This is a genomic window from Chenggangzhangella methanolivorans (assembly GCF_042648545.1).
Classification (GTDB): domain Bacteria; phylum Pseudomonadota; class Alphaproteobacteria; order Rhizobiales; family Methylopilaceae; genus Methylopila; species Methylopila methanolivorans.
On the sequence record NZ_JBHRXS010000006.1, the window covers coordinates 1,105,306 to 1,130,970 of the forward strand.

Below are 25,665 nucleotides of genomic sequence, written 5' to 3' on the forward strand. Positions count from 1 at the left end.
CCGTTGAACATTTTCCGGAACATCGTCTTCACGGCGGCGCTCGCCGGCGTGCTGGCCGGGCTCGTGCTCACCGCGCTTCAGCAGTTCGGCACCCAGCCGCTCATCGTGAAGGCGGAAGTCATCGAGCAATCGAACGCCGAGGCCGCAGCCAAGCCGCATGACCACGCCGCAGCCGGCGAGCATGACCATGCGGCCCTGACAGCGCAGGAAGAAGCAGCAGCCGCAGCGCATCAGCACGGCGCGGACGAATGGGAGCCGGCGGACGGCGCGGAGCGATTCGCCTGGACGCTGGTCGCCAACATCGTCGCGGGCGTCGGCTTCTCGTTGCTCCTCGTCGCGGCGAGCGAGCTCAGGGGCGGCCTGTCGTCCTGGCGCGAGGGCCTGCTCTGGGGCCTTGCAGGCTTCGTGGTCTTTACGCTCGCTCCCTCGGTCAGCCTTCCGCCCGAGGCCCCTGGCGTCGAAGGCGCGGCCTTGATGGACCGCCAGATCTGGTGGGTGGGAACGGCGGTCGCGACGGCGGCGGGACTGGCGCTCATCGCTTTCTCGCGCGCCCCTCTCGCGGCTCTGGCCGCGGTCGCGCTCATCGCTGCGCCGCATGTCATCGGCGCGCCGAAGCCCCCTGCCCCGCCCGCGATTCCCCACGACCTCGAGCACGGCTTCGTCGTCGCGGTCATCGTCACGGGCTTCGTGTTCTGGGCGGCGCTCGGGGCGCTTGCGGGCGCAGTCCGGCCGCGCTTCGGCAAGGCCTGATCGATGGCGCCCGCGCCGCGGGCCCTCACGCTGATCCTCGGCGGCGCGCGCTCCGGAAAGAGCCGCTTCGCCGAGGACCTCGCCCTGCGAAGCGGCCTCGCGCGCACCTATGTCGCGACCGCCCAGCCGTTCGACGACGAGATGGCGGAGCGCATCGCGCATCATCGGGAGAGACGGGACGGCGGCTGGACCACGGTCGACGCGCCGTCCGATCTCGCGACGGCGCTGGCCGCTTCGGCCGGCGGGACGCGAATCGTCCTCGTCGACTGCCTGACGCTCTGGCTGTCCAACGTGATGCTGGCCGGCCGAGACGTCGAGGCGGCGATCGACGAGCTTGTGACCGGCGTGTCCCTGCTCACCGGCCCCGCGATCCTCGTCTCGAACGAGGTCGGCTCCGGGATCGTGCCCGAAAACGCCCTCGGCCGCGCGTTTCGCGACCATCAGGGCCGGCTGAACCAGCGCGTGGCCGCGGTCGCGGACCGCGTGACGCTTGTGGTCGCCGGCCTTCCTCTCGATCTCAAGCTCCCGAAGGAGCCATGACATGAGCGACCACAAGATCCCCGCCACCGTCGTCACGGGCTTTCTCGGCGCCGGCAAGACCACGATCATCCGCCACCTGCTGGAGAACGCCGGCGGCCGAAAAATCGCGTTGATCGTCAACGAGTTCGGCGATGTCGGAGTCGACGGCGAGGTGCTGAAGGCCTGCGCGAGCGAGGCCTGCGACGAGGACGACATCGTCGAGCTCGCCAACGGCTGCATCTGCTGCACGGTGGCGGACGACTTCATCCCTGCGATGGAGAAGATTCTCGCCCGCCCGCAGGCCGTCGACCACATCGTCATCGAGACCTCGGGCCTCGCGCTGCCGCAGCCGCTGGTCAGGGCGTTTCGCTGGCCCGAAATCGCGACCCGCGTCACGGTCGACGGCGTCGTGACGGTCATCGACGGTCCGGCGGTCCGCGAGGGTCGCTTCGCCCATGACGAGGAGGCGCTCGCCGCCCAGCGCGCCGCGGATCCCAATCTCGACCACGAGGACCCGATCGAGGAGCTGTTCGAGGACCAGGTGCGCGCCGCCGATCTGCTTGTGGTGCACAAGGCCGACATGCTGACCGAAGCCGAGATCGCCTCGGTGCGCGCCGCCGTTCTCGAACATTCCAGCGACGGCGTGCGCGTGGTCTCGGCGGCGCGCGGCGCGCTGCCCGCCGACGTCCTCCTCGGCATCGCGTCCGGCGTCGAGGACAAGATCGAGAGCCGCCCCACCACCCATGAGATGGAGGGCGAGGTCCAGCACGACCACGACGACTTCGAGAGCTTCATCGCGCCGACGTCCGAGGCCGCCGACGCCGCCGAACTGGAAGCGCGGGTGCGCCATGTGCTGGACGCCCACGACGTTCTCCGGCTGAAAGGCTTCGTGGCGGTCAAGAACAAGTCCGCCCGGCTCGTCGTGCAAGCCGTGGGGACGCGGATCGAAACCTATTTCGACCGCCCCTGGCGCGCCGAAGAGAGCCGCGAGGGTCGCCTCGTGGTGATCGGCGAAAAGGGCGTCGACCAGGCGGCGATCGCCGCAGCGTTGAGGGGCTGAGACCGACTGCGTGCTTCGAGACGGCCGCGCCGCCGCCTCCTCAGCATGAGGAAAGCTCGCGCCTCTCCATCGCCTCAACGCTCCTCATGCTGAGGAGCGCCAAAGGCGCGTCTCGAAGCGCGCACTGGAGCGTCTGAATGCATCTCCTCAAAGCCCAAGGGACGCCGATCGGCGACGGAACGGAGGCGGTCGATCTCGACCTCTCTCCGGCCGACGTCGTCATCGTCTCCGCGGCCGACACGGAGATCGCGGGTCTCGCGCGCGCCCATGCGGCTCTCGGGGCGGACGCGCCGAGCTTGCGGCTCGCGAACCTCCAGCGGCTGCGCCACAACATGTCGGTCGACCTCTTTCTCGAGAAGACGGTGGCGCGTTCGAAACTGCTGGTGCTGCGCCTCCTCGGCGGCGCGGCCTACTGGCCCTACGGCGTCGAGGAGGCCGCGAGGATCTGCCGCCGCCACGGCGTGAAGCTCGCGGTGATGCCCGGCTGCGGCAACGCCGATCCAGATCTCGTCTCGCGCTCGACCGTCCCCGCCGATGAGGCCGATCGGCTGTGGCGGACGCTCGTCGAGGGCGGGCCGGACAATCTCGCGGCGGCGTTGCGGGCTTGCCGCGCCTGGCTCGACGGCGCGCCGTCCGCGCTCGATCCCGCGCCGCTGCCTGCCGCCGGCCTGTTCTGGCCCGGCCTCCCATCGCCTGATCTGGACGCCATTCGCGCGCAATGGCCGGAAGGCGCCGTCGCGGCGCCGATCGTGTTCTACCGCGCGCAGTTCCAGGCGGGCGACGTCGCGCCGGTCGAGGCCATGGTCGAGGCGCTTCTCACGCGCGGACTCGGCCCGCTGCCGATCTACGTTTCGTCGCTGAAGGACGCCTCCGCCGCGAGCTTCGTGCGGAAAACCTTCGCGGAAGTCCGGCCCGCCGTCGTGCTGAACGCCACCGCCTTCGCCGTCTCCAAGCCTGGCGCGGCCTGGGAAGGCTCGCCGCTCGATTCGGCCGACGCCCCGGTGCTGCAACTGGTGTTTTCCGGCTCCGACCGCGCGGCCTGGGAGGCGTCGTCGCGAGGCCTTTCGGCCCGCGACCTGGCGATGGCGGTCGCCTTGCCCGAGATCGACGGCCGCGTGCTGACGCGCGCCGTGGCGTTCAAGTCGGCCGGACGCTTCGACCCCGCCACCGAGACCGACGTGCTGGCGCTGGAGCCGATCCCCGACCGCGTCGCCTTCGTGGCGGACCTTGCGGCCAACTGGTCGCGGCTGCGGTCGTCGCCGCGAACCGAGCGTCGCGTCGCGCTGATTCTCGCGAATTACCCGACAGGCGCGGCGCGGCTTGCGAACGGTGTCGGGCTCGACACGCCGGAAAGCACGGCGGTGATTCTCGAGGCCCTGCGCCAAGCCGGATACGCGGCCGACGGCGCGCCGGAGACGGGCGCGGAGGTGGTGGCCGAGATGACGGCGGCGCTCGAGTCCGCCATCGAGCCCGAAAATCGCCGCCCCCTTGTCCCGGCCTTGAGCCGGGACCCAGAACCGACGCCGCATGAAACCGAGGCGACCACCGACGAGTTCCCTTCGGCCGCCTTGGCGGATCCGGGTCCCGGCTCTGCGCTTCGCTTCGGCCGGGATGCGGCGAGCCTTTCGCTCTCCGACTACACGCGCTTCCTCGCCAGCATCCCCTTCGTCGCCCGCGAAAAGATCGCCGCCCGCTGGGGCGCGCCCGAGAGCGACCCGAGCTTCGACGCCGCTTCGCAAAGCTTCCGTCTCGCGCTTCGACGCTACGGAAACCTCGTTCTCGGCGTCCAGCCCGGCCGCGGCTTCGACCTCGATCCCAAGGCCGCGCATCACGACCCCGACCTGCCGCCGCCCCACGGCCACCTCGCCTTCTATGTCTGGCTGCGCCAGAACTTCGGCGCTCAGGCCGTCGTGCATGTCGGAAAGCACGGAAATCTCGAATGGCTCCCCGGAAAGGCGCTCGCGCTTTCAGCCGAGTGCTTTCCGGAGATCGCGCTCGGCCCCCTGCCCCACGTCTATCCGTTCATCGTCAACGACCCCGGCGAGGGCGCCGCGGCCAAACGGCGAGCCTCGGCGGTCATCGTCGATCATCTGACCCCGCCGCTCGCTCGCGCCGAAGGATCCGCCGCGTTGCGCGAGATCGAGACGCTGGTGGACGAATACGCGGAAGCCGAAGGGCTCGACCCGCGCCGGGCGAAGACGCTCGCCAAGGAGATCCTTGTCCGCGCCGCCGATCTCGGGCTCGACCGCGACTGCGGCTTTTCGATCGCCGACGATCCCGACGACGCCCTGACGAAGCTCGACGCGTTTCTGTGCGAGGTGAAGGAGCTTCAGGTCCGCAACGGACTGCATGTGTTCGGCCGCTCTCCTCTGGGCACGACGCGCGCCGAACTGCTTGTGGCGCTGGTGCGGAGCCCGCGCGGCTCTCGACCGGGGGACGCGTCGCTGACACGGGCGCTCGCGGCGGATCTCGGGCTCGACGGCTTCGATCCGCTTGCGCCGGAGTTTGCGGCGGCGTGGGAGGGAGCGAGATCGGACGCGCTCGCAGAGGTGTCCGACGCGCCGTGGCGCACGGTCGGCGATACGGTCGAACGGCTGGAAATGTTGGCGCTGCTGCTGGTGGAAGAGGCGTCCCTGTCTCCGTCGTCATCCCCCGGTTTGTCCGGAGGATCCAAGGAGCGGCTCCCACGCGCGATTGGGTCGTCCGCGCCTGCGCCAGAGGTCAATGCCCCGGACGAGCCGGGGCATGACGAACCTCTCTCTGAGACCCACCTCACCCTTCTCTCCCCTGTCCCAGGCAAGGGAGTTGAGCCCTTCCCCCGCGCTGCCGCCGTCCTTCGCGAGGTCGCCTCTGTGGTGGCCCCGCGCGTCGACGCCTCGGGCGCGGCGGAGATCGCCGGCCTCATCACCGCCCTCGACGGACGCTTCGTCGCGCCCGGACCCTCCGGCGCGCCGACCCGCGCTCGGCTCGACGCCCTGCCGACCGGGCGCAACTTCTTCGCGCTCGATCCGCGCTCGGCCCCGACCGAAGCCGCCTGGCGGCTGGGGCGGCTTGCGGCTGACACGGTCTGCCGCCGCCATTTCCAGGACCACGGCGAATGGCCGCGGCGGCTCGCGATCTCGGCCTGGGGCACCGCCAACATGCGCACCGGCGGCGACGACGTCGCGCAGGCGCTCGCCCTTCTCGGCGTCGAGCCGCAATGGGAGCCGGGATCCTCGCGCGTGGTCGGCCTCGCGCCGATCGCGCTCTCCGAGCTCAAACGCCCCCGCGTCGACGTGCTGTTCCGCATCTCCGGTTTCTTCCGCGACGCTTTTCCGTTCCAGATCGACCTGTTGGACGAAGCCTACGGGCTCGTGGCCGCGCTCGATGAAGACGACAAGGCCAACCCCATTCGCGCGCGCGTCCTCTCAGAAACGGAAGCGGGCCGCGACGCGCGCGCGATCTTCGGCTCGGCGCCCGGCGCCTATGGAACCGGCCTCGCGCCGCTGTTGAACGGGTCGGCTTGGGACAAGCGCCAGGACCTCGCCGAGGCCTATCTCGCCTCGAGCGGGTTCGCATACGCCCAAGGCCACGACGGCGCTCCCGCCCGCGGCGCGCTCGAGGCCATGGCCAGCAGCGTCGACGGCGTCGTGCAGGCGCAGGACGCGCGGGAATTCGATCTGTTGGACTCGGATGATTTTCACGAGTTCGCCGGGGGCCTTTCGGCCGCGATCGAGCGGCTGAAAGGCGAGGCGCCGGCCGTCTATCACCTCGACACGTCGCGTCCCGAGTCTCCCAAGGCGCGGACGCTCGGCAAGGAGATCGCCCTTGTGATGCGCGGGCGCGCCGCGAGCCCAAAATGGATCGCGGCGATGCGCGAACACGGCCACAAGGGCGCGGCCGAGATGCTCGCGACGGTGCGCAACCTCATGGGTTTCGCCGCGACCACAGACGCGACCGGCTCTCACCAGTTCGAGGCCCTGTACGACGCCTATCTCGGCGACGACGAGACGCGCGGCTTCATCGCGGACGCCAATCCCGCGGCGCTGACCGAAATGGCGGCGGCCTTCCTCGAGGCCGAGCGCCGCGGCTTCTGGCGCCCGCGCCGCAACAGCGCCCACCACCATCTTTCGACGCTTGCAGAAGGAGCCGCCCGATGACTATCGACGCCGAACGCCACGCCGAGAAGATGAAGGCGCGCAAGGCCCACCAGGACAAGATCGTGGCCGAGCGCCAGACGGAGAAAGGTCTCCTCATCGTTCACACGGGCAAGGGCAAGGGCAAGTCGACCGCCGCCTTCGGCATGGCGATGCGCGCGATCGCGCATGGCATGAAGGTCGGCGTCGTTCAGTTCGTGAAGGGCCCTTGGGAGAGCGGCGAACGCGATCTCCTGCGCCAGTTCCCGCAACAGGTGGAGATACACGCCATGGGCGAAGGCTTCACCTGGGAGACGCAGGACCGCGAGCGGGACGTCCGCGCCGCGCGCGAGGCGTGGGAAATGTCGAAGAAATTCATCGCCGATCCGGACGTCCGGCTCGTGATCCTCGACGAACTCAACATCGTGCTGCGCTACGATTATCTGGCGCTCGACGAGGTTCTCGAGGCCATCAGGAGCCGGCCGGCCGATTGCCACGTCGTGGCGACGGGCCGCAACGCCAAGGACGAACTGATCGAGATCGCCGACCTCGTCACCGAGATGACCCAGGTGAAGCACCCGTTCCGCGACGGCGTGAAGGCGCAGGCGGGAATCGAGTTTTGACGCGCCGCCTGCGTTCGGGCCTTGCGCCGGGACCCGGATGCGCGACGACCGCTTTTACAAACGAACTGCGTGCTTCGAGACGCGAGCCAAAGGGCTCGCTCCTCAGCATGAGGGAGGTTTGAGGTTCTTCATGCTCCCAACCCTCCTCATGCTGAGGAGCGGCCGTCAGGCCGCGTCTCGAAGCACGCAGTTTTTCGCCGCATCCCCGCTTGAGGACGATCCCTGCTCGGCCTGCGGCCGTCCGGGATGACGCGAATGTCCCCCACCCCCGCGATCATGTTCCAGGGCACCGGCTCGAACGTCGGCAAGTCGCTGATCGTCGCCGGGCTGTGCAGGCTGTTCGCGCGCCGTGGCCTGAAGGTCGCGCCGTTCAAGCCGCAGAACATGTCGAACAACGCGGCCGTGACCCTGGACGGCGGAGAGATCGGCCGCGCCCAGGCGTTGCAGGCGCGCGCGGCTTTCCGCGAACCGGTCGTCGACATGAACCCGGTGCTCCTGAAGCCAGAGAGCGAAACCGGCAGCCAGGTCGTCGTGCAGGGCCGGCGCGTCGGCAGCTATCGTGGAGCGGCCTATTCCGGGCTGAAGCCAAGCCTGATGGCGCCTGTCATCGAGAGCTTCGAGCGGCTGGCGGCCGACGCCGATCTCGTTCTGGTCGAGGGCGCGGGGAGCGCCGCGGAGGTCAATCTCCGCCAGAACGACATCGCCAACATGGGATTCGCACAGTCGGCTAATGTTCCGGTCGTCCTCATCGGCGACATCGACCGGGGCGGCGTCATCGCCTCTCTCGTCGGAACCTCGGCGTTGCTGCCGCCGGACGATCGCGCTCTGATTCGAGGCTTTCTGATCAACCGCTTCCGCGGCGATCCCGCGATGTTCGCCGGCGGGCTTACAACGATTGCGGAGCGAACCGGATGGCCCTCGCTTGGCGTCGCGCCGTGGTTTCCGGAAGCCGGCAAACTTCCAGCGGAAGATTCCGTCAATCTCGTGGGGCGCGCTCGGCCGGCGCGCGGCGAGATCCGGATCGTCACGCCTGTCCTGCCCCGCATCTCGAACTTCGACGACCTTGATCCGCTGCGGCTGGAGATCGGCGTCTCGCTGGAGCTCGTCGAAGGCGGAGCGCCGCTGCCGGTCGACGCGGATCTCGTGCTGTTGCCGGGGTCGAAAGCCACGATCGACGACCTCGATGCGCTCAGGCGCTTCGGCTGGGACCACGACATCCATGCGCATGTCCGTCGCGGCGGCCGGGTTCTGGGCCTCTGCGGCGGATACCAGATGCTCGGCCGCACGATCGCGGACCCGGACGGCGTCGAGGGCCCTCCCCGTTCGGTCGAGGGCCTCGGACTCCTCGAGGTCGACACCGTGCTGGGCGGCGAAAAGCGTCTTGCCCGCGTGACCGGCCGCCATATGCCGAGCGGAGAAGCGGTCGAGGCCTACGAGATCCACATGGGGCGCACCGCGGGTCCGGACACGGCCCGCGCGCCGTTCGAGGTCGAGGGCCGGCCCGAAGGCGCGGCGTCTCCGAACGGGCTCGTCGCCGGCGCCTACCTTCACGGCGTCTTCGCGGCCGACGGGTTCCGCCGCGCCTATCTCAAGGCGCTCGGCCTACCCGGCTCCGCGCTCGCCTATGAGGCGACCATCGAGGCGACGCTCGACGCGCTCGCGGCGCATCTCGAAACGCATCTCGACGTCGACGCGATCCTCGCGATCGCGCGCAGTCGCGGCTAGCCCATAAGCGTCGCGACCCCGAACACGGCGAGAACCGCCCCGGCATGCGCGGCGCAGGCCGACCGGAACAGTCTCAGCGCCGCGCCGATGTCTTCGGGGCGCGCGTCCTGCCTGCCCCGACGGTTCATCCACGGATCGTCGACGGCCACGCCCGAATAGATCCGCGGGCCGCCGAGCGCGAGACCGAGCGCTCCGCCGAAGGCTGACTCCGGCCAGCCCGCGTTGGGCGAAGCGTGGCGGCCGGCGTCCTCGCGCATCGCTCGAAAGGCGGCGCCGGCGGAACGCCCCGTCAGGGCCGCTGCGATCGCCACGATCGCGCCCGACAGCCTCGAAGCCGGCAGGTTGACCAAGTCGTCGAGCCGCGCCGCCGCCCAGCCGAAGGCGCGGTGGCGCTCGGTCTTGTGCCCGATCATGCTGTCAGCGGTGTTGATCGCCTTGTAGGCGAACAGTCCGGGCAGCCCGAAGAGCACGAGCCAGAAGACCGGCGCGACGACGGCGTCCGAAAAATTCTCCGCCGCCGACTCGATCGCGGCGCGCGACACGCCCGCCTCGTCGAGCTTCGAGGGATCGCGACCGACGATCATCGAGACCGCGTGCCGCGCCGCGCCGATGCCCCCCGCAGCAAAGGCGTCGCGGACGGCGCGGACATGCAGATAGAGGCTCTTCTGCGCCACCAGCATCGAGGCGAGAACGCCCTCGAGCAGGTAGCCGTACGGCAGACCGCCAAGCGGCAAGGACAAGGCGAAGCCGACCATGCCGGCGCCGAGCACGAGCGCGAACACGGCGGCGACGCCCCGCCTGCGCCGCACCGCCTCGTCGAGCTCCAGCCGGTTGAGGCGGCGGTCGAGCAACGCGACGCCCGCCCCCATCACCGCCACCGGATGCGCGACGCGCCTCCAGAGCCGGTCCGGGTCGCCGATCACGGCGTCGAGGGCGAGCGCGACAAGCGCGATCGCCGCGGTGTGCGCGATGTCCAAGGCGTCCAAATCCGGCTTTGCTCGTCAGGCCGCCGTCTTTAGCGCGGTCTCGAGCGCGCGGTCGAGCCGCGCGAAGGCGTCCGGCCCGCCGGGCAGTCCGAAGCGCAGATGGTCGGGCCGCTCTTCGAAGGCGCGCGTCCACACCCCGTCGCGCGCCAGACTGCGGTGGATCTCGGACGCGCGCGGATGTCGAACCATGCGGAACAGATCGCAGCCCCGCACCTGACTGAAGCCCGCGCTCTGCAGCAGGCTCTCGAGCCGGAGCGCGTCGACAGCGAGCTGGAGGCGCATCTCGGCCGCCCAGGCGTCGTCGGCAAGCGCGGCCCTGCCGGCATGGAGCGCAGGGCCGGAGACCGGCCACGGCCCGAGTTCGGCGGCAAGCTCCGAGATCATCTCTTCGTCGCCCGCCGCGAAGCCAAGGCGAAGGCCGGCGAGCCCATAGAACTTCCCGAACGACCGCAGCACCACCACGCCCTTGGACGCCACCTTGGAGCCGAGCGCTGTCTCCTGGCTCACATCCGCGAAGGACTCGTCGACCACCAACAGGCCGCCGCGGCGCGCGAGCTGGGTCGCAAGACCGGCCAATACGTCCGGCTCGAAGGTGCGGCCCGTGGGATTGTCGGGGTTCACGACGACGACGACGTCGGCCTCGCTCGCATGCGTCAGCGACCAGGCCTCTTTCACCTTGTGGCCGGCCCGCGCCCAGGAATAGGCGTGCTCGGCATAGGTGCGCCCGACGACGAGCACTGGCCCGCGCGTGCGCAGGTACGGCAGCAGCTGGATCATCGCCTGCGCGCCGGGCCCGGCGACGACGGGCGTATCCGGGCGCCAGCCATAGGCGCGCCGGGCCACGGACAGGAGTTCCTTGAGGTCTTCGGGGTCGGGAAGCCTGGTCAGCGCCTCGGGCGGAAAGGGCCTGAGCGGATAGGGATGGGGATTGACGCCGGTCGACAGATCAAGCCAACCCTGCCGCGGCTGGCCGAAAGCGGCCTCCGCCGCAGCGAGATCGCCGCCATGCCTCATGAACGCTCCTGCCTGTCCCCACGCCAAAAAATTGAGCAGATTTGCGGCCGCGTCAACGCTGCTGAGGTCTTGCGGCCCGCGGCGAAGACGCCACTGCCGGGCCGCGCGGGGAGCGATCGGGCGTGAGCGCGGCTTCCGCCAGCCGCGGTATCACGGTGGTCGCCGTCTGCCGGACCTGCAAACCGGAGGGCGACGTCGCTGCGGAGCCGCCCGGAGCGCGGCTCGGACGCGCGACGGTCGCGGCGGTCGAGCGGCTTGCAGGTCCCGACAGCGTCGTCGAGGTCCGGGCGATCGCATGCCTGTCGGCCTGCGGGCGCTCCTGCGCCGCCTCGGTGGCGGCCCCCGGCAAATTCTCCTACGTGGTCGGCGGCCTCGTTCCCGAAGACGCGGAGGATCTCGCCCGCTTCGCCCTCGCTCATGCGGACGCGCCGGACGGAATTCCGCCCTGGCGGACGCGGCCCGAAAAGATCCGCAAGAACACGGTCGCGCGGGTGCCGCCGCCCGGCGCCGAGCATGCACTCGTCGAAGACATCTCAGTCGCAGTCGAGGACGTGCAGGAAGGATCCTGAGACGTTTGCGCGGCGCAGGCCCGCGCGGCCGCCGTCCTGTAGCCTGAAGAGCGGCTCCTCGCCCTCTTCGCGCAGGATGGTGGCGTAGTGGAACTCGTGGGCCCGCACGTCCGTCCCGGATGGGCCGAGCGGGCCGCCGGCGGCGAGGCGGGCGCGACGATAGCCGAGATGAAGATGCCGGCTGGAGAAGGACGTTTCGAGCGCAAGCAGGCCGAGGCCCTCGTGGCGGACGCCGTCGGCGTCGATGATGGCCTCGCCGAGCGTCATGTAGCCGCCGCACTCGCCATAGATCGCGACGCCGTTCGCGGCCGCGGCGCGCATGCCGTCCCTGAAGCGGGCCGCCGCCGCGAGCCGCCCGGCATGCAGCTCCGGGTAGCCGCCCGGCAGGAACACGGCGTCGGCTCCGACCGGCGGCGCTTCGTCGTCGAGCGGCGAGAACGGCATGATCTCGGCGCCAGCCCGCCGCCAGCCGTCCAGAAGATGCGGATAGGCGAAGCGGAACGCGACGTCGCAGGCGAGCGCGATCCTGCTCCCGAGCGGTCGAGCGGGCGGCCCCGGCGCCGCGGCCGGCGGAGCCGCGAGCGGCCGGGCGGCGTCCCGAAGCGCCGGAAGGTCGACATGGTCGGCGACGAGACCCGCGGCCGCGTCCAGGATCGAGGCGAGACCCTCGATCTCCTCCGCCTGCACGAGACCGAGGTGCCGCGAGGGCGTCGCGAGGCCCGCAGTCCGCGGCACGGCGCCGAACACTCTGAAACCCGCGGCCGCGCAGCCGTCCTGCGACAGAGCCGCGTGCCGGGCGCTCGCAACCCGGTTGAGAATGACGCCGGCGATCTCGACATCCGGATCGAAGGCCCGGAACCCGGCCGCCACCGCGCCGGCGGACTGCGCCATGCCGCCGACGTCGATCACGAGCACGACCGGCAGGCCGAGCGTCTTCGCGACCTCGGCCGCGCCCCCATAGCCGTCGACGCCGCGTTCCGCGGCGCGGTCGAAGAGGCCCATGACCCCCTCGACGACCATGACGTCAGCGCCCTGCCCCGCTTCATGCGCAAGGCTGAGCAGCCGGTCCCGCCGCATAGACCAGCCGTCGAGGTTCGGAGACGGGCGGCCTGTCGCCGCCTCGTGGAAGCGAGGGTCGATGTAATCCGGACCGATCTTGGCGGAAGCGACGGCGAGGCCGGCCCGCCGGAAGGCGCCAAGCAGGCCAAGGGTCAGGATCGTCTTGCCGGAGCCGCTCGACGGCGCGGCGACCACGAAGCTCGGCGTCACCGTACGGCGTCCGCGATCGCCGCGTCCGCATGCGCGGCCGCCATGCCGAGCACCGGCGCGAGCGCCACCACGCCGCCCACCACCACGATCGCCGGCGGCTCGACGCCTGCGACATCCTCGCCCGCCGCAAGGCGAGCAAGCGTCGTGAGAACGACCTGCTGGCGCGGCGTCGTGGCGTTGGCCACCACCGCGACAGGCTCGGCTTCCGGGCGCCCCGCCTCCAGCAGTTTTCGGGCGATCACGCGCATTAGCCGGAAGCCCATATAGACGACGAGAACGGGCGCCCCGGCCGACAGCGCGGTCCAGTCCAGCCGCTCCGACAGCGCGCCCTTCGCGTCGTGCGCGGTCAAAAAAGTCACTGACTGATTGACGTCGCGATGGGTGACCGGGATGCCGGCGGCCGCGAGGCCTCCGACGCCCGCCGTCACGCCCGGAGAGGCGCGGAAGCGCGTCCCGGCCGCCACCAGCCCCTGCGCCTCCTCGGCGCCGCGGCCGAACACGTAAGGGTCGCCGCCTTTCAGCCGCACGACTCGCTTGCCAGCGCGCGCGGACGAGATCAGAAGGGCGGTGATCTCGGACTGCTTCGGCGACGGGCAGCCGGCCCTCTTTCCGACGAACACCCGTTCGCAATCGTCCCGCGCGAGCCTCAAAACCTCCTCATTCACGAGCGCATCGAAGTAGACCGCGTCGGCCTGGGCGAGCGCCCACGCCGCCTGCAGCGTGACGAGGCCGGGATCGCCCGGACCGGCCCCCACGAGCCAGACGGTTCCGGGAAGAAACGGCGGCATTGCGCGCGCCAGCGCCGGCGGCAACACGAGCGGCGTCGAAGGACATTCGGCATGCGGCAGCATCGGCGACATGCGGCGGACCATGACCCCTCTCGCGGCGCCGCACAATCCCACGTTCGAGGGCGGGAAGCCGCTCCGCGGGTTCTCATTCTCGGCGGCTCGTCGGACGGCTTCGAGGCCGCCGAGCGGTTCACCGCGAGCGGCTACGAGGTGGTGACGTCCTTCGCCGGCCGCACCGAGACGCGGCGTACGCCCGCAGGCCTCTGGCGGGTCGGCGGCTTCGGCGGCGTCACCGGCCTCAGCGCCTATCTCGCGGTCGAGGACTTCGCCCTGGTGGTGGACGCCACGCATCCCTTCGCGGCGCGGATCAAGGACAACGCCGCCAAGGCCTGTCACGCGGTCGGCGCGCGCCTCGTCCATGTCGTCCGCCCCGCGTGGCGGCCGCGCGAAGGCGACGACTGGCGTTTCGCGTCGGACGTCGAAGCCGCGGCGCAGCTGACCCCGCGCACGGACGGCCCCTGCTTCCTCACCGTTGGGCGCATGAAGATCGCGCCGTTCGCGAAACGCCGCGACCTGCGCTTCGTCATCCGGACCGTCGAGCCTCCGGAGCCGCCCTTCGACCATCCGAACGCGATCGTGGTCAACGACCGCGGCCCGTTCTCGCTCGCCAACGAGCACGCGCTGTTCGAGGAGCACGGCTTCGGCGTGCTGGTGACGGCGAACAGCGGCGGCAAGGGCGCGGTCGCCAAGCTCGACGCGGCGCGGGAACGCGGCGTGCCCGTGGTGCTCGTCGATCGCCCGCCGCCGCCCGCCGGCCTCGTGGTCGAGACCGTGGAGGAGGCGCTCGAGCAGGCCAAGGCGCTGATCGGAGATCCGGGCGTCGCCTGATCCGGAAGCCGTCTTGCTCTTGGCCGTGCGCCCGCCGATAAGCGAAGTTCGACTACAGACGCTTCCGGATCTTCCGCGTGCCCGCACAAGCCTCCGCCCCCCTGCCCGACCCGCGCTGGCTGACCGTCGTCGGGATCGGCGAGGATGGTTTCGGCGGGCTTGGCGAGGACGCGCGCGCAGCCTTGGAACGGGCCGAGGCCCTCGTGGGCGGCGCGCGGCATCTTTCGCTCGTGCCGGCGGACGCCGCGCCCCACGCCGAGCGCCACGCCTGGCCCTCTCCCATGCTGCCCTTCGTCGAGACGATCGCGGAATGGCGTGGTCGTCGCGTCGTCGTGCTGGCGAGCGGCGATCCCCTGCTCTACGGCGTCGCCGCGACCCTGCTCGCCCGGATCGCGCGCGAAGAGGTCGCGGTTCTTCCGACGGTCTCCTCGTTTCAGCTCGCCTGCGCCGCGATGCTGTGGCCGGTTCAGGAGACCCGGCTGGTCTCCGCTTGCGGACGGCCGCTCGAAGCGCTTGCGCTCGAACTGTTCGACGGCGCGCGCGTCGTCCTGCTCTCGGCCGGCGGAGGCACGCCGGCCGAGGCCGCACGGCTTCTCGTTTCGCTCGGGTTCGGACGCAGCCGCATGACGGTGCTGGAGCGCCTCGGCGCGCCGGCCCAGCGCGCGCTGTCCTGCGCGGCCGCCGAGATGGACGATCATCGCTTCGACGCGCTCAACGTCGTGGCGATCGAGATCGTGGCGGGGCCCGGCGCATCCCGTCTTCCCCGCATTCCGGGCCTGCCGGACGACGCGTTCGAGAACGACGGCCAGATCACGCGCCGCGAGATCCGGGCCGTCACGCTCGCGCGCCTTGCGCCCGCCCCCGGCGCCCTGCTCTGGGACGTCGGAGCGGGCTCCGGTTCGATCGGGATCGAATGGCTGCGCGCCGAGCCGGACGCTCATGCGATCGCGCTCGAGCCGCGCGCCGACCGCGCGGAACGGGCGCGACGGAACGCGCGGCGGCTCGGCGTTCCGGCGCTCGACGTGCGCGAGCAAGCGGCGCCTGAGGGACTGGCGGGCCTGCCGCGCCCCGACGCGATCTTCCTTGGCGGCGGCGCCACGGGCGAGCGCGTCGTCGAGATCTGCTGGGCTGCGCTCAAGCCCGGCGGACGCCTCGTCGCCAACGCCGTGACGCTCGAGACCGAGGCGAGGCTGACGGCCGCCCGCGCGGCCTATGGCGGCGATCTCGTGCGCCTCCAGGCGACCTACGCGGACGCGGTCGGCCGGATGACCGGTTGGCGCCCTGCGATGCCCGTCACGCAATACGCCGTCGTGAAGCCGTGACGGTCTATTTCATCGGCGCAGGGCCGGGCGATCCCGACCTGATCACGGTCCGCGGGCGCGACCTTATCGCCCGATGCCCCGTCTGTCTCTACGCAGGCTCCCTCGTGCCCGCAGCCGTCGTGGCGCATGCGCCGAAGGACGCGCGCGTCGTCGACACGGCGGCGCTGTCGCTCGACGACATCGTGGCGGAGTTCGAGGCGGCGGACGCCGGCGGACTCGACGTCGCGCGCGTGCATTCCGGCGATCCGTCGATCTACGGCGCGACGGCCGAACAGTTCGCCGCGTTGAAGGCGCGCGGCATTCCGTACGAGATCGTGCCCGGCGTGCCGGCCTTCGCGGCGGCGGCGGCGCGGCTCGGCGTCGAGCTCACGGTTCCGGAGATCGCCCAGACGATCACGCTCAGCCGCTTGTCCGGCCGCGCCTCCAGAATGCCCGAGGCGGAAACGCTTCAGGCGGTGGCGGCGGCGCGCGGCACGCTCGTGCTCCACCTCGCCGCAAAGCAGCTCGCACGCATCGCCGATGAGCTTGCGCCGCTTTACGGCGCCGACTGTCCCGTCGCGCTCGTCGCCCGCGCGACATGGCCCGACGAGGCGATCGTGCGGGGAACGCTCGCCGACATCGTCGAGAAGGCCGCGCCGTTGGGGATCGAGCGCACGGCGCTCGTCATCGTCGGCCGCGCGCTCGACGGCCTCGGCGAGACGTCGAGCGCGCTTTATGCGCCGGAACATGTCCGGCGGCTGAAGCCTGCGGCCAAATAAGGACAGGCCGAGAGGAACTGCGTGCTTCGAGACGGCCCTGCAGGCCTCCTCAGCATGAACGATGGCGGCGATCCAAAGACGGTCCTCATGCTGAGGAGCCGACCCTTGTCGGCGTCTCGAAGCACGCAGTCCACCGCTACAGCAGCGCCGATAGGCGGACCTAAAAGATCAGAACTCCAGACAGATCTTGCCGAAATGCCGGTTCGACTCTTGATGCCGGAAGGCCTCGCCCAACGCGTCGAGGCCGAAGCTGCGGTCGATCACCGGCTTCAGCCCGGTCGCCTCCATGGCTTCGACCATGTCCTGCTGATGCCGGCGCGAACCGACGATCATGCCCTGGAGCCGCGCCTGCTTGGCCATGAGGGCGAACGTCGGCACCTCGCCTGAAAGCCCGGTGAAGATGCCGATCAGCGAGACATGGCCGCCGACGCGCGCGGCGGCGAAGGACTGGGCGAGCGTTCCCGGACCGCCGATCTCGACCACATGGTCGACGCCGCGCCCGTAAGCGAGACCGTGGGCCGCCTCGCCCCAATTCTCGGTCGACCGGTAGTTGATCACGTGGTCCGCGCCGAGGCTCTTCAGGCGCTCCATCTTCTCGTCCGACGACGAGGTCGCGATCACGGTGGCGCCCATCGCCTTGGCGATCTGCAGCGCGAAGATCGAGACGCCGCCGGTTCCCATGGTCAGGACGACGTCGCCGGCCTTCAGCCCGCCGTTCACGACGAGGGCGCGCCAGGCGGTCAGTCCGGCGCAGGTGAGCGTCGCGGCTTCGGCGTGCGTCCAGCCCTTCGGCGCGCGCGTGAACGAGGTCGCGGGCGCGGTGACCATCTCGCAGGCGTAGCCGTCGACGCCGTCGCCCGGCGTGAGCGAGAAGTCCGAGATGTCGGTGCGGCCGTCGATCCAGGTCGGGAAGAAGGTCGAGACGACATGGTCGCCGGCGGCGAACTCGTCGACGCCGGCGCCGACCTCCTCGACCACCCCCGCACCGTCCGACATCAGCACCCGGCCGGCCTGCGACGGCAGCATGCCGGTCGCCACCGCGTAGTCATGAAAGTTGAGCGAGCTCGCCTTCAGCCGCACCCGGATCTCGCCGGGACCCGGCCCGCCCGGCTCGTCCTTGTCGACCAGAGCCAGCGTGTCGAGCCCCGCCGGGCTTCCGAGCGTCATCGCCTTCATGATCGGTCTACTCCCACAGAATTCCGTCGTCCGGACGCGCCTATCTGGCGCGCGAACGCCCGGCTTCGAGGCGCGATGGGATTCAAACCCTGACGACGGCGCGTCTCGACCGCGCGAGACCCAAGGGGCGGGTGCGGGCCCACAGGGAGAAGCAGAGGGCGATCGAGGCCGCGCAGGCCGAAAACGTCACGAGGAAGTCGATCGAGACATGCGAACCAAGCCGGGCGGCGTCGATCTCGGACGCGAACTGGCGCACGACCATCGCGGGCGCGAGGATCACCATGAGCCAGAGCGGATAGAACAGCAGCGCCGCGAGCGCCTTCGCGCCCCATGCGCGCTCGAACGCCCCGATCGAGACCGAGGGGGCTGCGGCGGCCAGGATCGCGCCGAACAGGAACCTGAGCGCGTCCGCGGTCTGGCCGGGGCTGTCGCGCACCACCGGCGACGTCGCATAGAGCGTCGCGGTGACGGCGTTCGAGGCTGCGACAACCAGTTCCCAGACGACGTCGGCGGCGACCAGAGCGGAAGCGATGGCCGAAGGCGCGACGACGATCGCGATCACGAGAGCGGCGAAGCCCGCCTTTTCGCCGGCCGTCCTCGCCGCCGACGTCAATCTCGCGATCGCAGCAGATTTCGGCATCGCCCCGCCCCCAGTTTGTTAGGGATCAGACTACCGCCTGATGAGGCGAGCGCCAGACGCATCCACAACCCGTGAGGGTGTTTTTTTCGAAATGCTTAACGGCGAAGTCAGCCGCCGGCGCCTCGGCGCGCCATCAGCCGGTCGACGCCAAGCGCGGCGACGAGCGAAAGTCCAGCGAGCGGGAACAGGATCCCGATGACGAGCGTGATCGTCGCCACCGTGCGCAGCCGCGTCGGCTCGAGCGTCCGCGGCGCGGCGAGCTGGCCTTTCGGTCGTCTGCGCCACCACATGATCGGCCCGGTGATCGACAGCGCCGCGGTCCCGACGCAGGCGAGCAGCATCACGAACTGGTTCGCGCGGCCGAAATAGTTGCCCATGTGGAGCTGGACGCCGAGCTCCACCGCCTTGGCGGCCACGCCGTAGTCGGCGAAGCCGACGTCGTTCAGGATCGCGCCCGAGTACTGGTCGATCTGGATCGTCCGCTGCCCCTGCGGGCGATCGGGATAGACATAAGCCGAGTAGACCCCGGCCGCCCCCTTCGGCAGCGAGAGCCGGTAGGGATGCGCCATGCCGGCCGCGGCGAGGATCTCGCCCGCGCGGTCGACGCCGATCGGCGCGGCGGCGGCGTCCGCGGGGGCGCTCATGTGGCCGCCATGATGGCCGGCATGCTCGTCCCCGGCCTGCTCCCGCGAGGCCGGCATCGGCGCGGTCTCGAGCGTCCAGGGCGCCTCTCCGGTCGCCTGCTTCATCGTCTCGGCCGAGGCCGGCACGGCGCCGTGGTTGCGGTGGCTGACCGGGTAGCCGATCCCTGCGGCCTCGGTCCCGGCGCGCAGGAGCGTTCCCCACACATTCGCCCATGGCAGTCCGGTCAGGATGAGGAACAGCAGGACGGCCGCCGTCCAGACGCCGATCGCGGCGTGAAGGCTCTTCCAGAACGGCCGGCCGGTCCCCCGGAGTTTCGGGACGAGAGCGTCGGCGAAACGCCGCGCTCCCCGGGGCCACCAGAGATAGAGCCCCGTCACGATGAGCACGACGCCCCAGCAGGCCGCGAGCTCGACGATGGCGTCGCCGGCCTTGCCGAGCATCAGCGAGCCATGGAAGCGGTCCGCGAAGCCCACCAGCGTCCGGTCGTAAACGTAGGAGCCGAGCACGGCGCCGGTCCCCGGATCGACGAAGACGCGGCGTTCTCCGCCCTGCCCGTCCTTGACGTAGACCTGCGCGCTCCGGTCGGCGCCCGCCCAGGTGTCGATCCGGGTGGCCTCGCCGCCCGGGACGCTCGCCGCGGCCGCGGCGACGAGGCGGCCCAGCGGCAGCGTCGTCTCATGCGGCGCGACGATGCGCTTGTCCGCATGGAGCGCGTCGTTGATCTCGTCGTTGAAGAGATAGATCGCCCCCGTCACGCTGAGGATCAGCAGGAACGGGGCGACGATCAGCCCGGCGTAGAAATGCCAGCGCCAGACCGCGCGGTAGAGCGCCGGGTTCTGGAAAAAGCCCATCGCCGCCTCCCCTCTCAGAACTTCACGCTGTAGGTCAGGTCGAAGCTGCGCGGCGCGCCGACATAGACCTGGGTCGAGGAATAGCCCGACCACTCGGCGTAGAGCTTGTTGGTGAGGTTCCGGCCCCGGAGCGTGACGACGCCGCCCGCCGGCACGTCGACCGCGATTGACGCGTCGAACAGCGTGCGGCCGGCGACGCGGATCGTGTTGGCGTTGTCGGTGTAGAAGCTTCCGACATGGCGAAGGCCGGCCCCGAAAGTGATCGGCGCCTCGGCCAGCCGATAAGTGGTCCAGAGATTGATCGTCCGCTCCGGAACGTTGAGCGGCCGGTTGCCCTTGAGGCTGACGCCGCCTTCCGAAAGCTTCGTGAACTCCGCCTTGAGGAAGGCCGCGTTGGCGTTGACCTTCCACTGGCTCGTCATCGCCATCGAGACGTCGAGCTCGACGCCGCGCGAGCGCTGGCTGCCGCCCTGGACGGTGAGTGCCGGCGTGACCGGATCGCGCGTCAGGATGTTGTCCTGCTCGATCTGGTAGATCGACGCCGTCGCGGCGATCCGCTCGTCCCAAAGAAGCGTCTTGACGCCGCCCTCGACCGACCGGCCCTTCGTCAGGTCGAAGGCGGCGCGCGCCGAGCTCGACAGCAGGAGCGAGCTGACCGGGGTGATCGCGGTCGTGTACTGGCCGAACAGGCTGACTTGCGGCGTGAGGTCGTAGACCGTGCCGATGCGCCAGGACGTCGCCTTGAACTTGTTGCCGAAACGGTCCGACAGCGTCGGGTCGTTGAGGTCGTCGACCTTGCGGTCGAGGTCGATCCAGTCCTGCCGGACGCCGCCGACCACGATCCATTCGGGCGTGAGGTTGAGCGCGTTCTCGACGAAAACGGCGGTGTTGTCGACCGTGCTGTCGAAGTTCTGCCGGGTGGCGAAGCCCGCGGTGTCGGGAAAGTCTCCCCGGTCGAAGTCGAACGGATCGACGAAGTCGACGGTCCCGAACCGGCGCCTCGAGCCGAACTCGGTGCGCATGTATTCGACGCCCGTCGTGAAGCGGTTGCGCATGCCGCCGATCTCGCCGTCGAAGTTCGCCGTCGTGCGGTTGGTCCAGGACTGCTGGTCGTGGGAGATCAGCGTCGCGTCGCGCCGCAGCTTGGCGTCGCCCGGCTGGGTCGCCACGTAGGTGTAGTCCTCCGAGTTCCGCCACAGCCGGTCGGCGCTGTAGAAGCCGAAGTCGTTCTTCAGCGTCCAGGCGTCGGTGAGCTCGTACTCGGCGCCGGCGCGCGCCCACACGGCGTCGGACTTCATCACGCCGTCGTCGACGTTGAAGTTCTTCTTCCAGATCGACTTGTCGAGCACGAAGCCGCGGCCCGTCACGACGCCGCTCGGGTCGCGCGCGACGTCCGAGGGCAGCAGCGGCGTGCCGAAATAGGCGGTGCGGAAGTCGTCGTGGAAATAGTCGAACGCCGCCGTGATCTTGAGGCGATCGGTCGGCTTCAGCGCGATCGCGGTGGTGACCTGCACGTTCTCGCTGTCGGTGTCGTTCACATAGCCGTCGGAGCGTCCGTAGAGCACGCTCGCCGCGGCGGCGACGTTCTCGCTCGGCGCGACGTTGACGGCCGCTCCTGCGCGCACGCTGTCGAACGAGCCGTAGGAAAGCAGCCCGTCGGCCTTGAAGACGTCGAACTCCGGCTTGCGCGTCACGAGGTTGATCGTGCCCGCAAGCGCGCCGGCCCCGTCGACCACGGAGGCCGGACCTTTGAGGATCTCGATCCGGTCGAAGCTGTAGGTGTCGTAGTTGCGCGAGGCGATCAGCGGATCGATCGCCCTCACCCCGTCGATCACATAGCCGACCGCCCCGCGCGAAAAGCCGCGGATCGCGGTGACGCCGGGTTCGCCCGGCAGGTTGCCGGCGACGACGCCCGGCGCGGAGTTGTAGGCCTCGATCAGCGAGCGGCTGCCCTGCTCCTGCAGCTGCTGCTGTGTGAGCACGTCGACGGTCGCCGGCGTTTCGCGCACGGTGAGGCCGAGGCGGCTCGCGGCCTCGCTCGTGCGCTTGAGCCGCGCGGCCGGCGCGGAGGCGTCGCCCTCGCCGCGCCCTTCGATCGCGATCTCGTCGAGAGGGGTCGCAGCCTCGCCGTCCCCTTCCGGGGGTTGCGCCAGTGAGGGGGAGGCGACGAGCAGGGCCGCGACGGCGGCGGCGGAAAACAAGGCGCGGCGACGCGCGGCGCTGCGCGCCGGCGAGAAACGAACGGACACTTCGGAAAACTCCACGCGAAAGGGCTTGGCCCGCGCGGCGGCGGGCGACGCCCTGCCCGGCCGGCGAGGTCTTGGCGAAACGACGCGCGGCCTTGCAGGCCGCGATCACGCCTCGCGCGGAGGAGCCCTTGGATTTCGTGGAGTTCGTTTTTGCGCAGGCGGCGCGAGCGCGTCCGCCCAAAGCCGCTCCGTTCCGCCGAGAACCTGCGGAACGTCCGGAACGATCTGAACGTCGCGCGGCGCGGCGGCGACCGCATGGAGCGCGCATCCGGAAACGCAGCAGTCGGGCAGCGCCTTGTGGCTCTTGTCCGAGCCGCCGTCGTCCGGGGCCGACGTCTCGTCCGCGATCGTGCGGCACAAAACGCCGAACGGATCGGCGGCCGCCGGAGCCGCGCCGAGCGCGACGCCCGCCAAGACGGCCTGCAACACGACGAGATAGGCGGCGAGAACGCCCCCCGCCCGTCGCATCAAGCCGCCTCGTGCCGCCACCACTTCGCCCCCGCGTCGCCGTCGCGCGGCCATAGCATGGCGCGCGCATCCGTCAAACCATGACCAACGGACGCTGGGGCCGAGGTCGGGGATCGGACCCGCTCCGGCGGCTCGAGATCAGAAAGGTTCTGTGCGGTACAGAAGCGCCACTGTGTGTGTTACGGCGTTGAGCAGCTTCAAGAATCCTTGGACGTGATGAGCGACAAATGTCGTCTGTCGCTCATTTGGTCGATCTGACGGTGGTTGGCGAACATGCTGGAGCGGCCCTCGCCGATCCAGTTTCGAGCATATCACGCTACCGCGTGATCCCGCCAGAACGCAGGCCTTCCGAGGCCGGTCTCACGCCTGCCGGCGGCGGAGGGCTGGCGAACGGCTTCTGCAAGAACGTCAGCCTCGCCGATGAGCACGACCCGATCGGTCGCGCGCGTGACCGCGGTGTAGATCAGGGACCGATCGAGCAGCCGCGAGCGCGTGACCGGGACGACCACGCTGCGGAACTGAGATCCTTGCGCCTTGTGGACGGTGACCGCGTAGGCGAGCGACAGGTCGTCGAGAGCTGACCCTACGAACTCATGGCGCTCGCCGTCGAAGTCGACCTCAACGGCATCGTCGATGCGCACCACGACGCCGAGGCTGCCGTTGCGCAGGTCGCGACGATAGTCGTTTCGGCCGAACATGACGGGCTCGCCCAGCGCAAGGTCGCGACCGGGAACCCGGGCCCTTCCCACACTAAGAAGGCGATGGAACAGGCCGTTCAGCGCCTCCAAGCCGGTATCACCAGCCCTGAGCGGGGTAAGGATGCGAAGGTCGTGGCCGAAGCCTCCGAGGCGCTCGACGACATCGACGACGTGGTCGGCGGTCGGGGCGCTGTCCGTGCTGACTAGGGCGACGCCGTCCAAACCGACCTGATGCTCGAGCGTCGGCCACTGACCCTCTCGGATCGCGGCCGCTACGACCGGGATGCCCGAAGTCGCCGCCTGGCGATAGATCCGTCTGAGCCGGATGGCGGGAACCTGAGGAGCTTCGGCGAACGCGTGGAGGGTGAGGCCGAAGCCGATGGGTCCGAGCTGGGCCTCATCGCCGACCAACAGCAAGCGGCTCTCCTCGGGCATGTGCCGCAGCAGGCGGTAGAGCGTCGGCAGGTCAAGCATGGAGCTCTCATCGACGACGATGAGGCTCTCCGGCCCAAGAGCCACCTTTTTCGCCTCACAGGCTTTCAGGAAGGCCGCGATGGTCGATGCTGGCCGACCAGTCGCCTCGCGCATCCGGACCGCTGCACGGCCAGCCAGGGCCATCTGGTGAACAACTCTGCCGAACGCCTCGTTCGCCGCGCAGACGGCCTTCAGGACTGTCGTTTTCCCGACGCCCGCTCCCCCGAGCACCATGCCGAACCGAGACCGGACCGCCAGGCGGACCGCGGCGCGTTGTTCCTCGTTCAGCTCGACCCCGACCTCACGTCTCGCACCATCGAGCCACTGATCGATTTCTTCTTCGGGTACCTCACGGGCGATCAGGTCGCCTTGGACGGGCTCTGACAGCGCGGTCAGGAGCCGGGACGCAACGTAGGCCTCCATCATAGCCGCGCCGGCCGGCTGCCACCCTCCATCGCTGCTCACGACGGCCCCAACGTCCCGGGCATGGTCGACCGCGCGAGACGTCAGAACAGCTCCTACAGGGCCGAGAAGCTTCCGCAGGCGGGCTCGGAGGGTGGCGTCGCTCGTCCACGTGTGCTGGCTCTGCAGGCGCTCGTAGAGCACAGCCTCGACGGCGGCGATCAGTCGGGCGGGATCGTCCTCGGCCGTCCCTATGCGCTTCGCGGCGGCGTCGACGGTCGGCCAAGAGGCGAGCGCCATCATGGCGTAAGGCTGACTGCGAATGCGTTGGGCGGCCTCCGCTCCCCAGAGGCGCATCACCTTTCCGGCCAGGCGCGGATCGAAGCCGCGCTCCTCGAGCCAGACCACGACGTCTCCTCGCGCGAGATCCTCAGCCCAAGCTCGAACCAGCGTCTCGGCCTCCCGCTCTCCCACCACCGTCGCCAACGGGTTCGGGTCGCCGCCGGCGAGGAGCCGTGGAAGATCCGGCCCGAAGACTTCCGCCAGCCGAGCGGCCTTCGCCCAGCCGATACCTTCGAAGGCTGGCGTCTCAGCGAGGTGGCGGATCAGAGCGGCCATCGGGACGTGCCCCGCCGACCCACGCCCACCATGCCACCGTGCTCGGTCCAGGGAAGGGGCAAGCGCAAGCGGCGCGCCGAGGCGCGCCCCCTTCCCTTCCCCTGCGCGCGGCGGCCTGCTGTTCGCAGGTCGGCTCCGAGGAACGGTCATTCCCCGGTCTCACCGAGGAACGGGAGAGAAGAGACCCAGCGTCCCGTCTCCACCATATGCGTCTCGACATGCTCGACCCGCCGCAGGCGCTCCCGCAGGCCGGCGACCTCGGCGCGGAGCGCCGCGTTCTCTTGTTCGAGCTTGTGGATGCGTCGCTCGCGCCGGTCCGGCGTGCGGACTTCCGGCTTTACGTCAGGCTCCTCAGCGTTCTCGGGCGCGAGCCCCATCGCTTCGACCGCGAGGTCCAGCGCTTCCTTCGCCGCCGGGTTCTTGTAGAGAACCTGCCGGTCGAAGCCGCAGGCCAGCGCCACGGCCGAGACGTTGACGCGACCGTTGCGCATCGGAAGCGGGCGACGTTCGGCCGCGAGCGCGTCGAGATACTCCTGAAGGCGGCGAGAATTCTCGGCGCCGGCCGCCGCTCCAGACTGCCCTGCGGCCGCAGTCAAAACCTGCTCCGGTCGATGGGCGGAAGCGCCTTCATGAGTTCGGCCTCGCTGACGCCCTTCACGGCCGCGTTGCGCAGCATGATGAGGTGCCGCTCCTCGTACCAGGCGTTGCGTTCGGCCAGTTCCTTCATGCGCTCCTGCAGATCCTCGACCTGTCGTCGAAGGATGACGACCTCTGGATCACGGGAGCGCCGCTTCGCGCCGCCGGCCAAGGCGACCTTACGGGTTTTGACGGCATCGACGATCTCGGGCTTCGCCGCCAGCGCCTGCCTGGTCCACGAACCGACGCCGAGCTGTTTGAGCGCCGCTGATATATCCTCCCAGCGGAGCGGAAGAGCCGCCCAGGTCAAGATGACCTCGCGGATCCGCGCCACGGTCGCTTCGTCGAGATGCCGCCGGCTGCCCGTCCGCGGAGCGCGGGCTGGCGAACGTCGACTACCCTTCTCCTTCACGGCCATCTGC

At 70.3% G+C, this 25,665-nt stretch carries 22 protein-coding genes; 10 read left to right on the forward strand and 12 right to left on the reverse strand.

The window, feature by feature from the left end; translation table 11 throughout:
- Positions 1–3 precede the first annotated feature (3 nt).
- The 6 genes from ACFOWB_RS16740 to ACFOWB_RS16765 all read left to right on the forward strand — a co-directional run bounded on the left by ACFOWB_RS16740 (position 4) and on the right by ACFOWB_RS16765 (position 8,792).
- On the forward strand, positions 4–750 hold the full coding sequence (locus ACFOWB_RS16740) for a CbtA family protein (protein ID WP_261403283.1): 747 nt from the start codon (positions 4–6) through the stop codon (positions 748–750).
- Positions 751–753: 3 nt separating this feature from the next.
- Positions 754–1,290: a bifunctional adenosylcobinamide kinase/adenosylcobinamide-phosphate guanylyltransferase gene (cobU, locus tag ACFOWB_RS16745; protein WP_261403284.1), complete on the forward strand. Its 537-nt coding sequence runs from the start codon at positions 754–756 to the stop codon at positions 1,288–1,290.
- Between the two features lies 1 nt (position 1,291).
- Positions 1,292–2,329, forward strand: coding sequence for a cobalamin biosynthesis protein CobW (gene cobW / locus ACFOWB_RS16750; protein ID WP_261403285.1), 1,038 nt, complete (start codon positions 1,292–1,294; stop codon positions 2,327–2,329).
- A 137-nt stretch (positions 2,330–2,466) separates the two neighbouring features.
- Positions 2,467–6,468: a cobaltochelatase subunit CobN gene (gene cobN / locus ACFOWB_RS16755; RefSeq protein ID WP_378148392.1), complete on the forward strand. Its 4,002-nt coding sequence runs from the start codon at positions 2,467–2,469 to the stop codon at positions 6,466–6,468.
- Positions 6,465–7,067, forward strand: coding sequence for a cob(I)yrinic acid a,c-diamide adenosyltransferase (cobO, locus tag ACFOWB_RS16760; protein WP_261403287.1), 603 nt, complete (start codon positions 6,465–6,467; stop codon positions 7,065–7,067). Before cobN ends, cobO begins: the two co-directional genes overlap by 4 nt.
- A gap of 246 nt (positions 7,068–7,313) precedes the next feature.
- On the forward strand, positions 7,314–8,792 hold the full coding sequence (locus tag ACFOWB_RS16765; protein WP_378148395.1) for a cobyric acid synthase: 1,479 nt from the start codon (positions 7,314–7,316) through the stop codon (positions 8,790–8,792).
- Here the strand turns inward: ACFOWB_RS16765 and cbiB are convergent.
- On the reverse strand, positions 8,789–9,769 hold the full coding sequence (cbiB, locus tag ACFOWB_RS16770) for an adenosylcobinamide-phosphate synthase CbiB (RefSeq protein ID WP_378148397.1): 981 nt from the start codon (positions 9,767–9,769) through the stop codon (positions 8,789–8,791). The genes ACFOWB_RS16765 and cbiB overlap by 4 nt on opposite strands.
- 24 nt (positions 9,770–9,793) lie before the next feature.
- Positions 9,794–10,792 carry a threonine-phosphate decarboxylase CobD gene (gene cobD, locus ACFOWB_RS16775; protein ID WP_378148399.1) on the reverse strand — a complete coding sequence of 333 codons (999 nt, stop codon included), beginning with the start codon at positions 10,790–10,792 and terminating at the stop codon, positions 9,794–9,796.
- A 122-nt stretch (positions 10,793–10,914) separates the two neighbouring features.
- On the opposite strand from cobD, the gene ACFOWB_RS16780 reads away from it, so the two are divergent.
- Complete coding sequence (locus ACFOWB_RS16780; protein WP_261403289.1) at positions 10,915–11,361, forward strand: DUF1636 domain-containing protein; 447 nt, start codon at positions 10,915–10,917, stop codon at positions 11,359–11,361.
- On the opposite strand, the gene ACFOWB_RS16785 is transcribed toward ACFOWB_RS16780, so the two are convergent.
- Together ACFOWB_RS16785 and cobA are read right to left on the reverse strand one after the other, a co-directional pair.
- Positions 11,326–12,630 carry a cobyrinate a,c-diamide synthase gene (locus ACFOWB_RS16785; protein ID WP_378148402.1) on the reverse strand — a complete coding sequence of 435 codons (1,305 nt, stop codon included), beginning with the start codon at positions 12,628–12,630 and terminating at the stop codon, positions 11,326–11,328. The genes ACFOWB_RS16780 and ACFOWB_RS16785 overlap by 36 nt on opposite strands.
- The gene (cobA, locus tag ACFOWB_RS16790; RefSeq protein ID WP_378148821.1) at positions 12,627–13,418 is read right to left on the reverse strand and encodes a uroporphyrinogen-III C-methyltransferase; all 792 of its coding nucleotides are present in this window, start codon (positions 13,416–13,418) and stop codon (positions 12,627–12,629) included. The genes ACFOWB_RS16785 and cobA overlap by 4 nt, the downstream gene beginning before the upstream one ends.
- 51 nt (positions 13,419–13,469) lie before the next feature.
- Here cobA and ACFOWB_RS16795 point away from each other — a divergent pair, with 51 nt between their 5' ends.
- The 3 genes from ACFOWB_RS16795 (at position 13,470) to cobM (ending at position 16,386) form a co-directional block, all read left to right on the forward strand.
- Positions 13,470–14,306, forward strand: a complete 837-nt coding sequence (locus ACFOWB_RS16795; protein ID WP_378148404.1) for a cobalt-precorrin-6A reductase — start codon at positions 13,470–13,472, stop codon at positions 14,304–14,306.
- A 77-nt stretch (positions 14,307–14,383) separates the two neighbouring features.
- Positions 14,384–15,628 (forward strand): precorrin-6y C5,15-methyltransferase (decarboxylating) subunit CbiE, encoded by a 1,245-nt coding sequence (gene cbiE, locus ACFOWB_RS16800; RefSeq protein ID WP_378148406.1) that lies wholly within the window; start codon positions 14,384–14,386, stop codon positions 15,626–15,628.
- Positions 15,625–16,386 carry a precorrin-4 C(11)-methyltransferase gene (gene cobM / locus ACFOWB_RS16805; protein ID WP_378148408.1) on the forward strand — a complete coding sequence of 254 codons (762 nt, stop codon included), beginning with the start codon at positions 15,625–15,627 and terminating at the stop codon, positions 16,384–16,386. The genes cbiE and cobM overlap by 4 nt, the downstream gene beginning before the upstream one ends.
- A 168-nt stretch (positions 16,387–16,554) precedes the next feature.
- Here the strand turns inward: cobM and ACFOWB_RS16810 are convergent, their stop codons facing one another.
- From ACFOWB_RS16810 to ACFOWB_RS16845, 8 genes are all read right to left on the reverse strand, one after another.
- Positions 16,555–17,562, reverse strand: coding sequence for a zinc-dependent alcohol dehydrogenase family protein (locus ACFOWB_RS16810; protein ID WP_261403292.1), 1,008 nt, complete (start codon positions 17,560–17,562; stop codon positions 16,555–16,557).
- 82 nt (positions 17,563–17,644) lie between these two features.
- Positions 17,645–18,202, reverse strand: a complete 558-nt coding sequence (locus tag ACFOWB_RS16815) for a hypothetical protein (protein WP_378148411.1) — start codon at positions 18,200–18,202, stop codon at positions 17,645–17,647.
- A gap of 107 nt (positions 18,203–18,309) precedes the next feature.
- The gene (locus tag ACFOWB_RS16820) at positions 18,310–19,698 is read right to left on the reverse strand and encodes a PepSY-associated TM helix domain-containing protein (RefSeq protein WP_378148413.1); all 1,389 of its coding nucleotides are present in this window, start codon (positions 19,696–19,698) and stop codon (positions 18,310–18,312) included.
- A 14-nt stretch (positions 19,699–19,712) separates the two neighbouring features.
- Complete coding sequence (locus ACFOWB_RS16825) at positions 19,713–21,947, reverse strand: TonB-dependent receptor (RefSeq protein WP_378148415.1); 2,235 nt, start codon at positions 21,945–21,947, stop codon at positions 19,713–19,715.
- A 105-nt stretch (positions 21,948–22,052) separates the two neighbouring features.
- Complete coding sequence (locus tag ACFOWB_RS16830; RefSeq protein WP_261403297.1) at positions 22,053–22,415, reverse strand: DUF2946 family protein; 363 nt, start codon at positions 22,413–22,415, stop codon at positions 22,053–22,055.
- Positions 22,416–22,726: 311 nt separating this feature from the next.
- Complete coding sequence (locus ACFOWB_RS16835) at positions 22,727–24,607, reverse strand: AAA family ATPase (RefSeq protein ID WP_378148417.1); 1,881 nt, start codon at positions 24,605–24,607, stop codon at positions 22,727–22,729.
- Positions 24,608–24,753: 146 nt separating this feature from the next.
- Complete coding sequence (locus ACFOWB_RS16840; protein WP_378148419.1) at positions 24,754–25,203, reverse strand: DUF6262 family protein; 450 nt, start codon at positions 25,201–25,203, stop codon at positions 24,754–24,756.
- A complete protein-coding gene (locus ACFOWB_RS16845; protein ID WP_378148421.1) occupies positions 25,200–25,661 on the reverse strand; it encodes a hypothetical protein in 462 nt (153 codons plus the stop codon). Before ACFOWB_RS16845 ends, ACFOWB_RS16840 begins: the two co-directional genes overlap by 4 nt.
- Positions 25,662–25,665: the final 4 nt, after the last annotated feature.

What these genes read in the sequence shown, in the direction of transcription:
- cobU (WP_261403284.1), top strand. Translation starts at nt 754, where the DNA reads ATGGCGCCCGCGCCGCGGGCCCTCACGCTGATCCTCGGCGGCGCGCGC.
- cobW (WP_261403285.1), top strand. Translation starts at nt 1,292, where the DNA reads ATGAGCGACCACAAGATCCCCGCCACCGTCGTCACGGGCTTTCTCGGC.
- cobN (WP_378148392.1), top strand. Translation starts at nt 2,467, where the DNA reads ATGCATCTCCTCAAAGCCCAAGGGACGCCGATCGGCGACGGAACGGAG.
- cobO (WP_261403287.1), top strand. Translation starts at nt 6,465, where the DNA reads ATGACTATCGACGCCGAACGCCACGCCGAGAAGATGAAGGCGCGCAAG.
- ACFOWB_RS16765 (WP_378148395.1), top strand. Translation starts at nt 7,314, where the DNA reads ATGACGCGAATGTCCCCCACCCCCGCGATCATGTTCCAGGGCACCGGC.
- cobD (WP_378148399.1), bottom strand. Translation starts at nt 10,792, where the DNA reads ATGAGGCATGGCGGCGATCTCGCTGCGGCGGAGGCCGCTTTCGGCCAG.
- cobA (WP_378148821.1), bottom strand. Translation starts at nt 13,418, where the DNA reads ATGCCGCCGTTTCTTCCCGGAACCGTCTGGCTCGTGGGGGCCGGTCCG.
- ACFOWB_RS16795 (WP_378148404.1), top strand. Translation starts at nt 13,470, where the DNA reads ATGCGGCAGCATCGGCGACATGCGGCGGACCATGACCCCTCTCGCGGC.
- ACFOWB_RS16810 (WP_261403292.1), bottom strand. Translation starts at nt 17,562, where the DNA reads ATGAAGGCGATGACGCTCGGAAGCCCGGCGGGGCTCGACACGCTGGCT.
- ACFOWB_RS16815 (WP_378148411.1), bottom strand. Translation starts at nt 18,202, where the DNA reads ATGCCGAAATCTGCTGCGATCGCGAGATTGACGTCGGCGGCGAGGACG.
- ACFOWB_RS16820 (WP_378148413.1), bottom strand. Translation starts at nt 19,698, where the DNA reads ATGGGCTTTTTCCAGAACCCGGCGCTCTACCGCGCGGTCTGGCGCTGG.
- ACFOWB_RS16830 (WP_261403297.1), bottom strand. Translation starts at nt 22,415, where the DNA reads ATGCGACGGGCGGGGGGCGTTCTCGCCGCCTATCTCGTCGTGTTGCAG.
- ACFOWB_RS16835 (WP_378148417.1), bottom strand. Translation starts at nt 24,607, where the DNA reads ATGGCCGCTCTGATCCGCCACCTCGCTGAGACGCCAGCCTTCGAAGGT.
- ACFOWB_RS16845 (WP_378148421.1), bottom strand. Translation starts at nt 25,661, where the DNA reads ATGGCCGTGAAGGAGAAGGGTAGTCGACGTTCGCCAGCCCGCGCTCCG.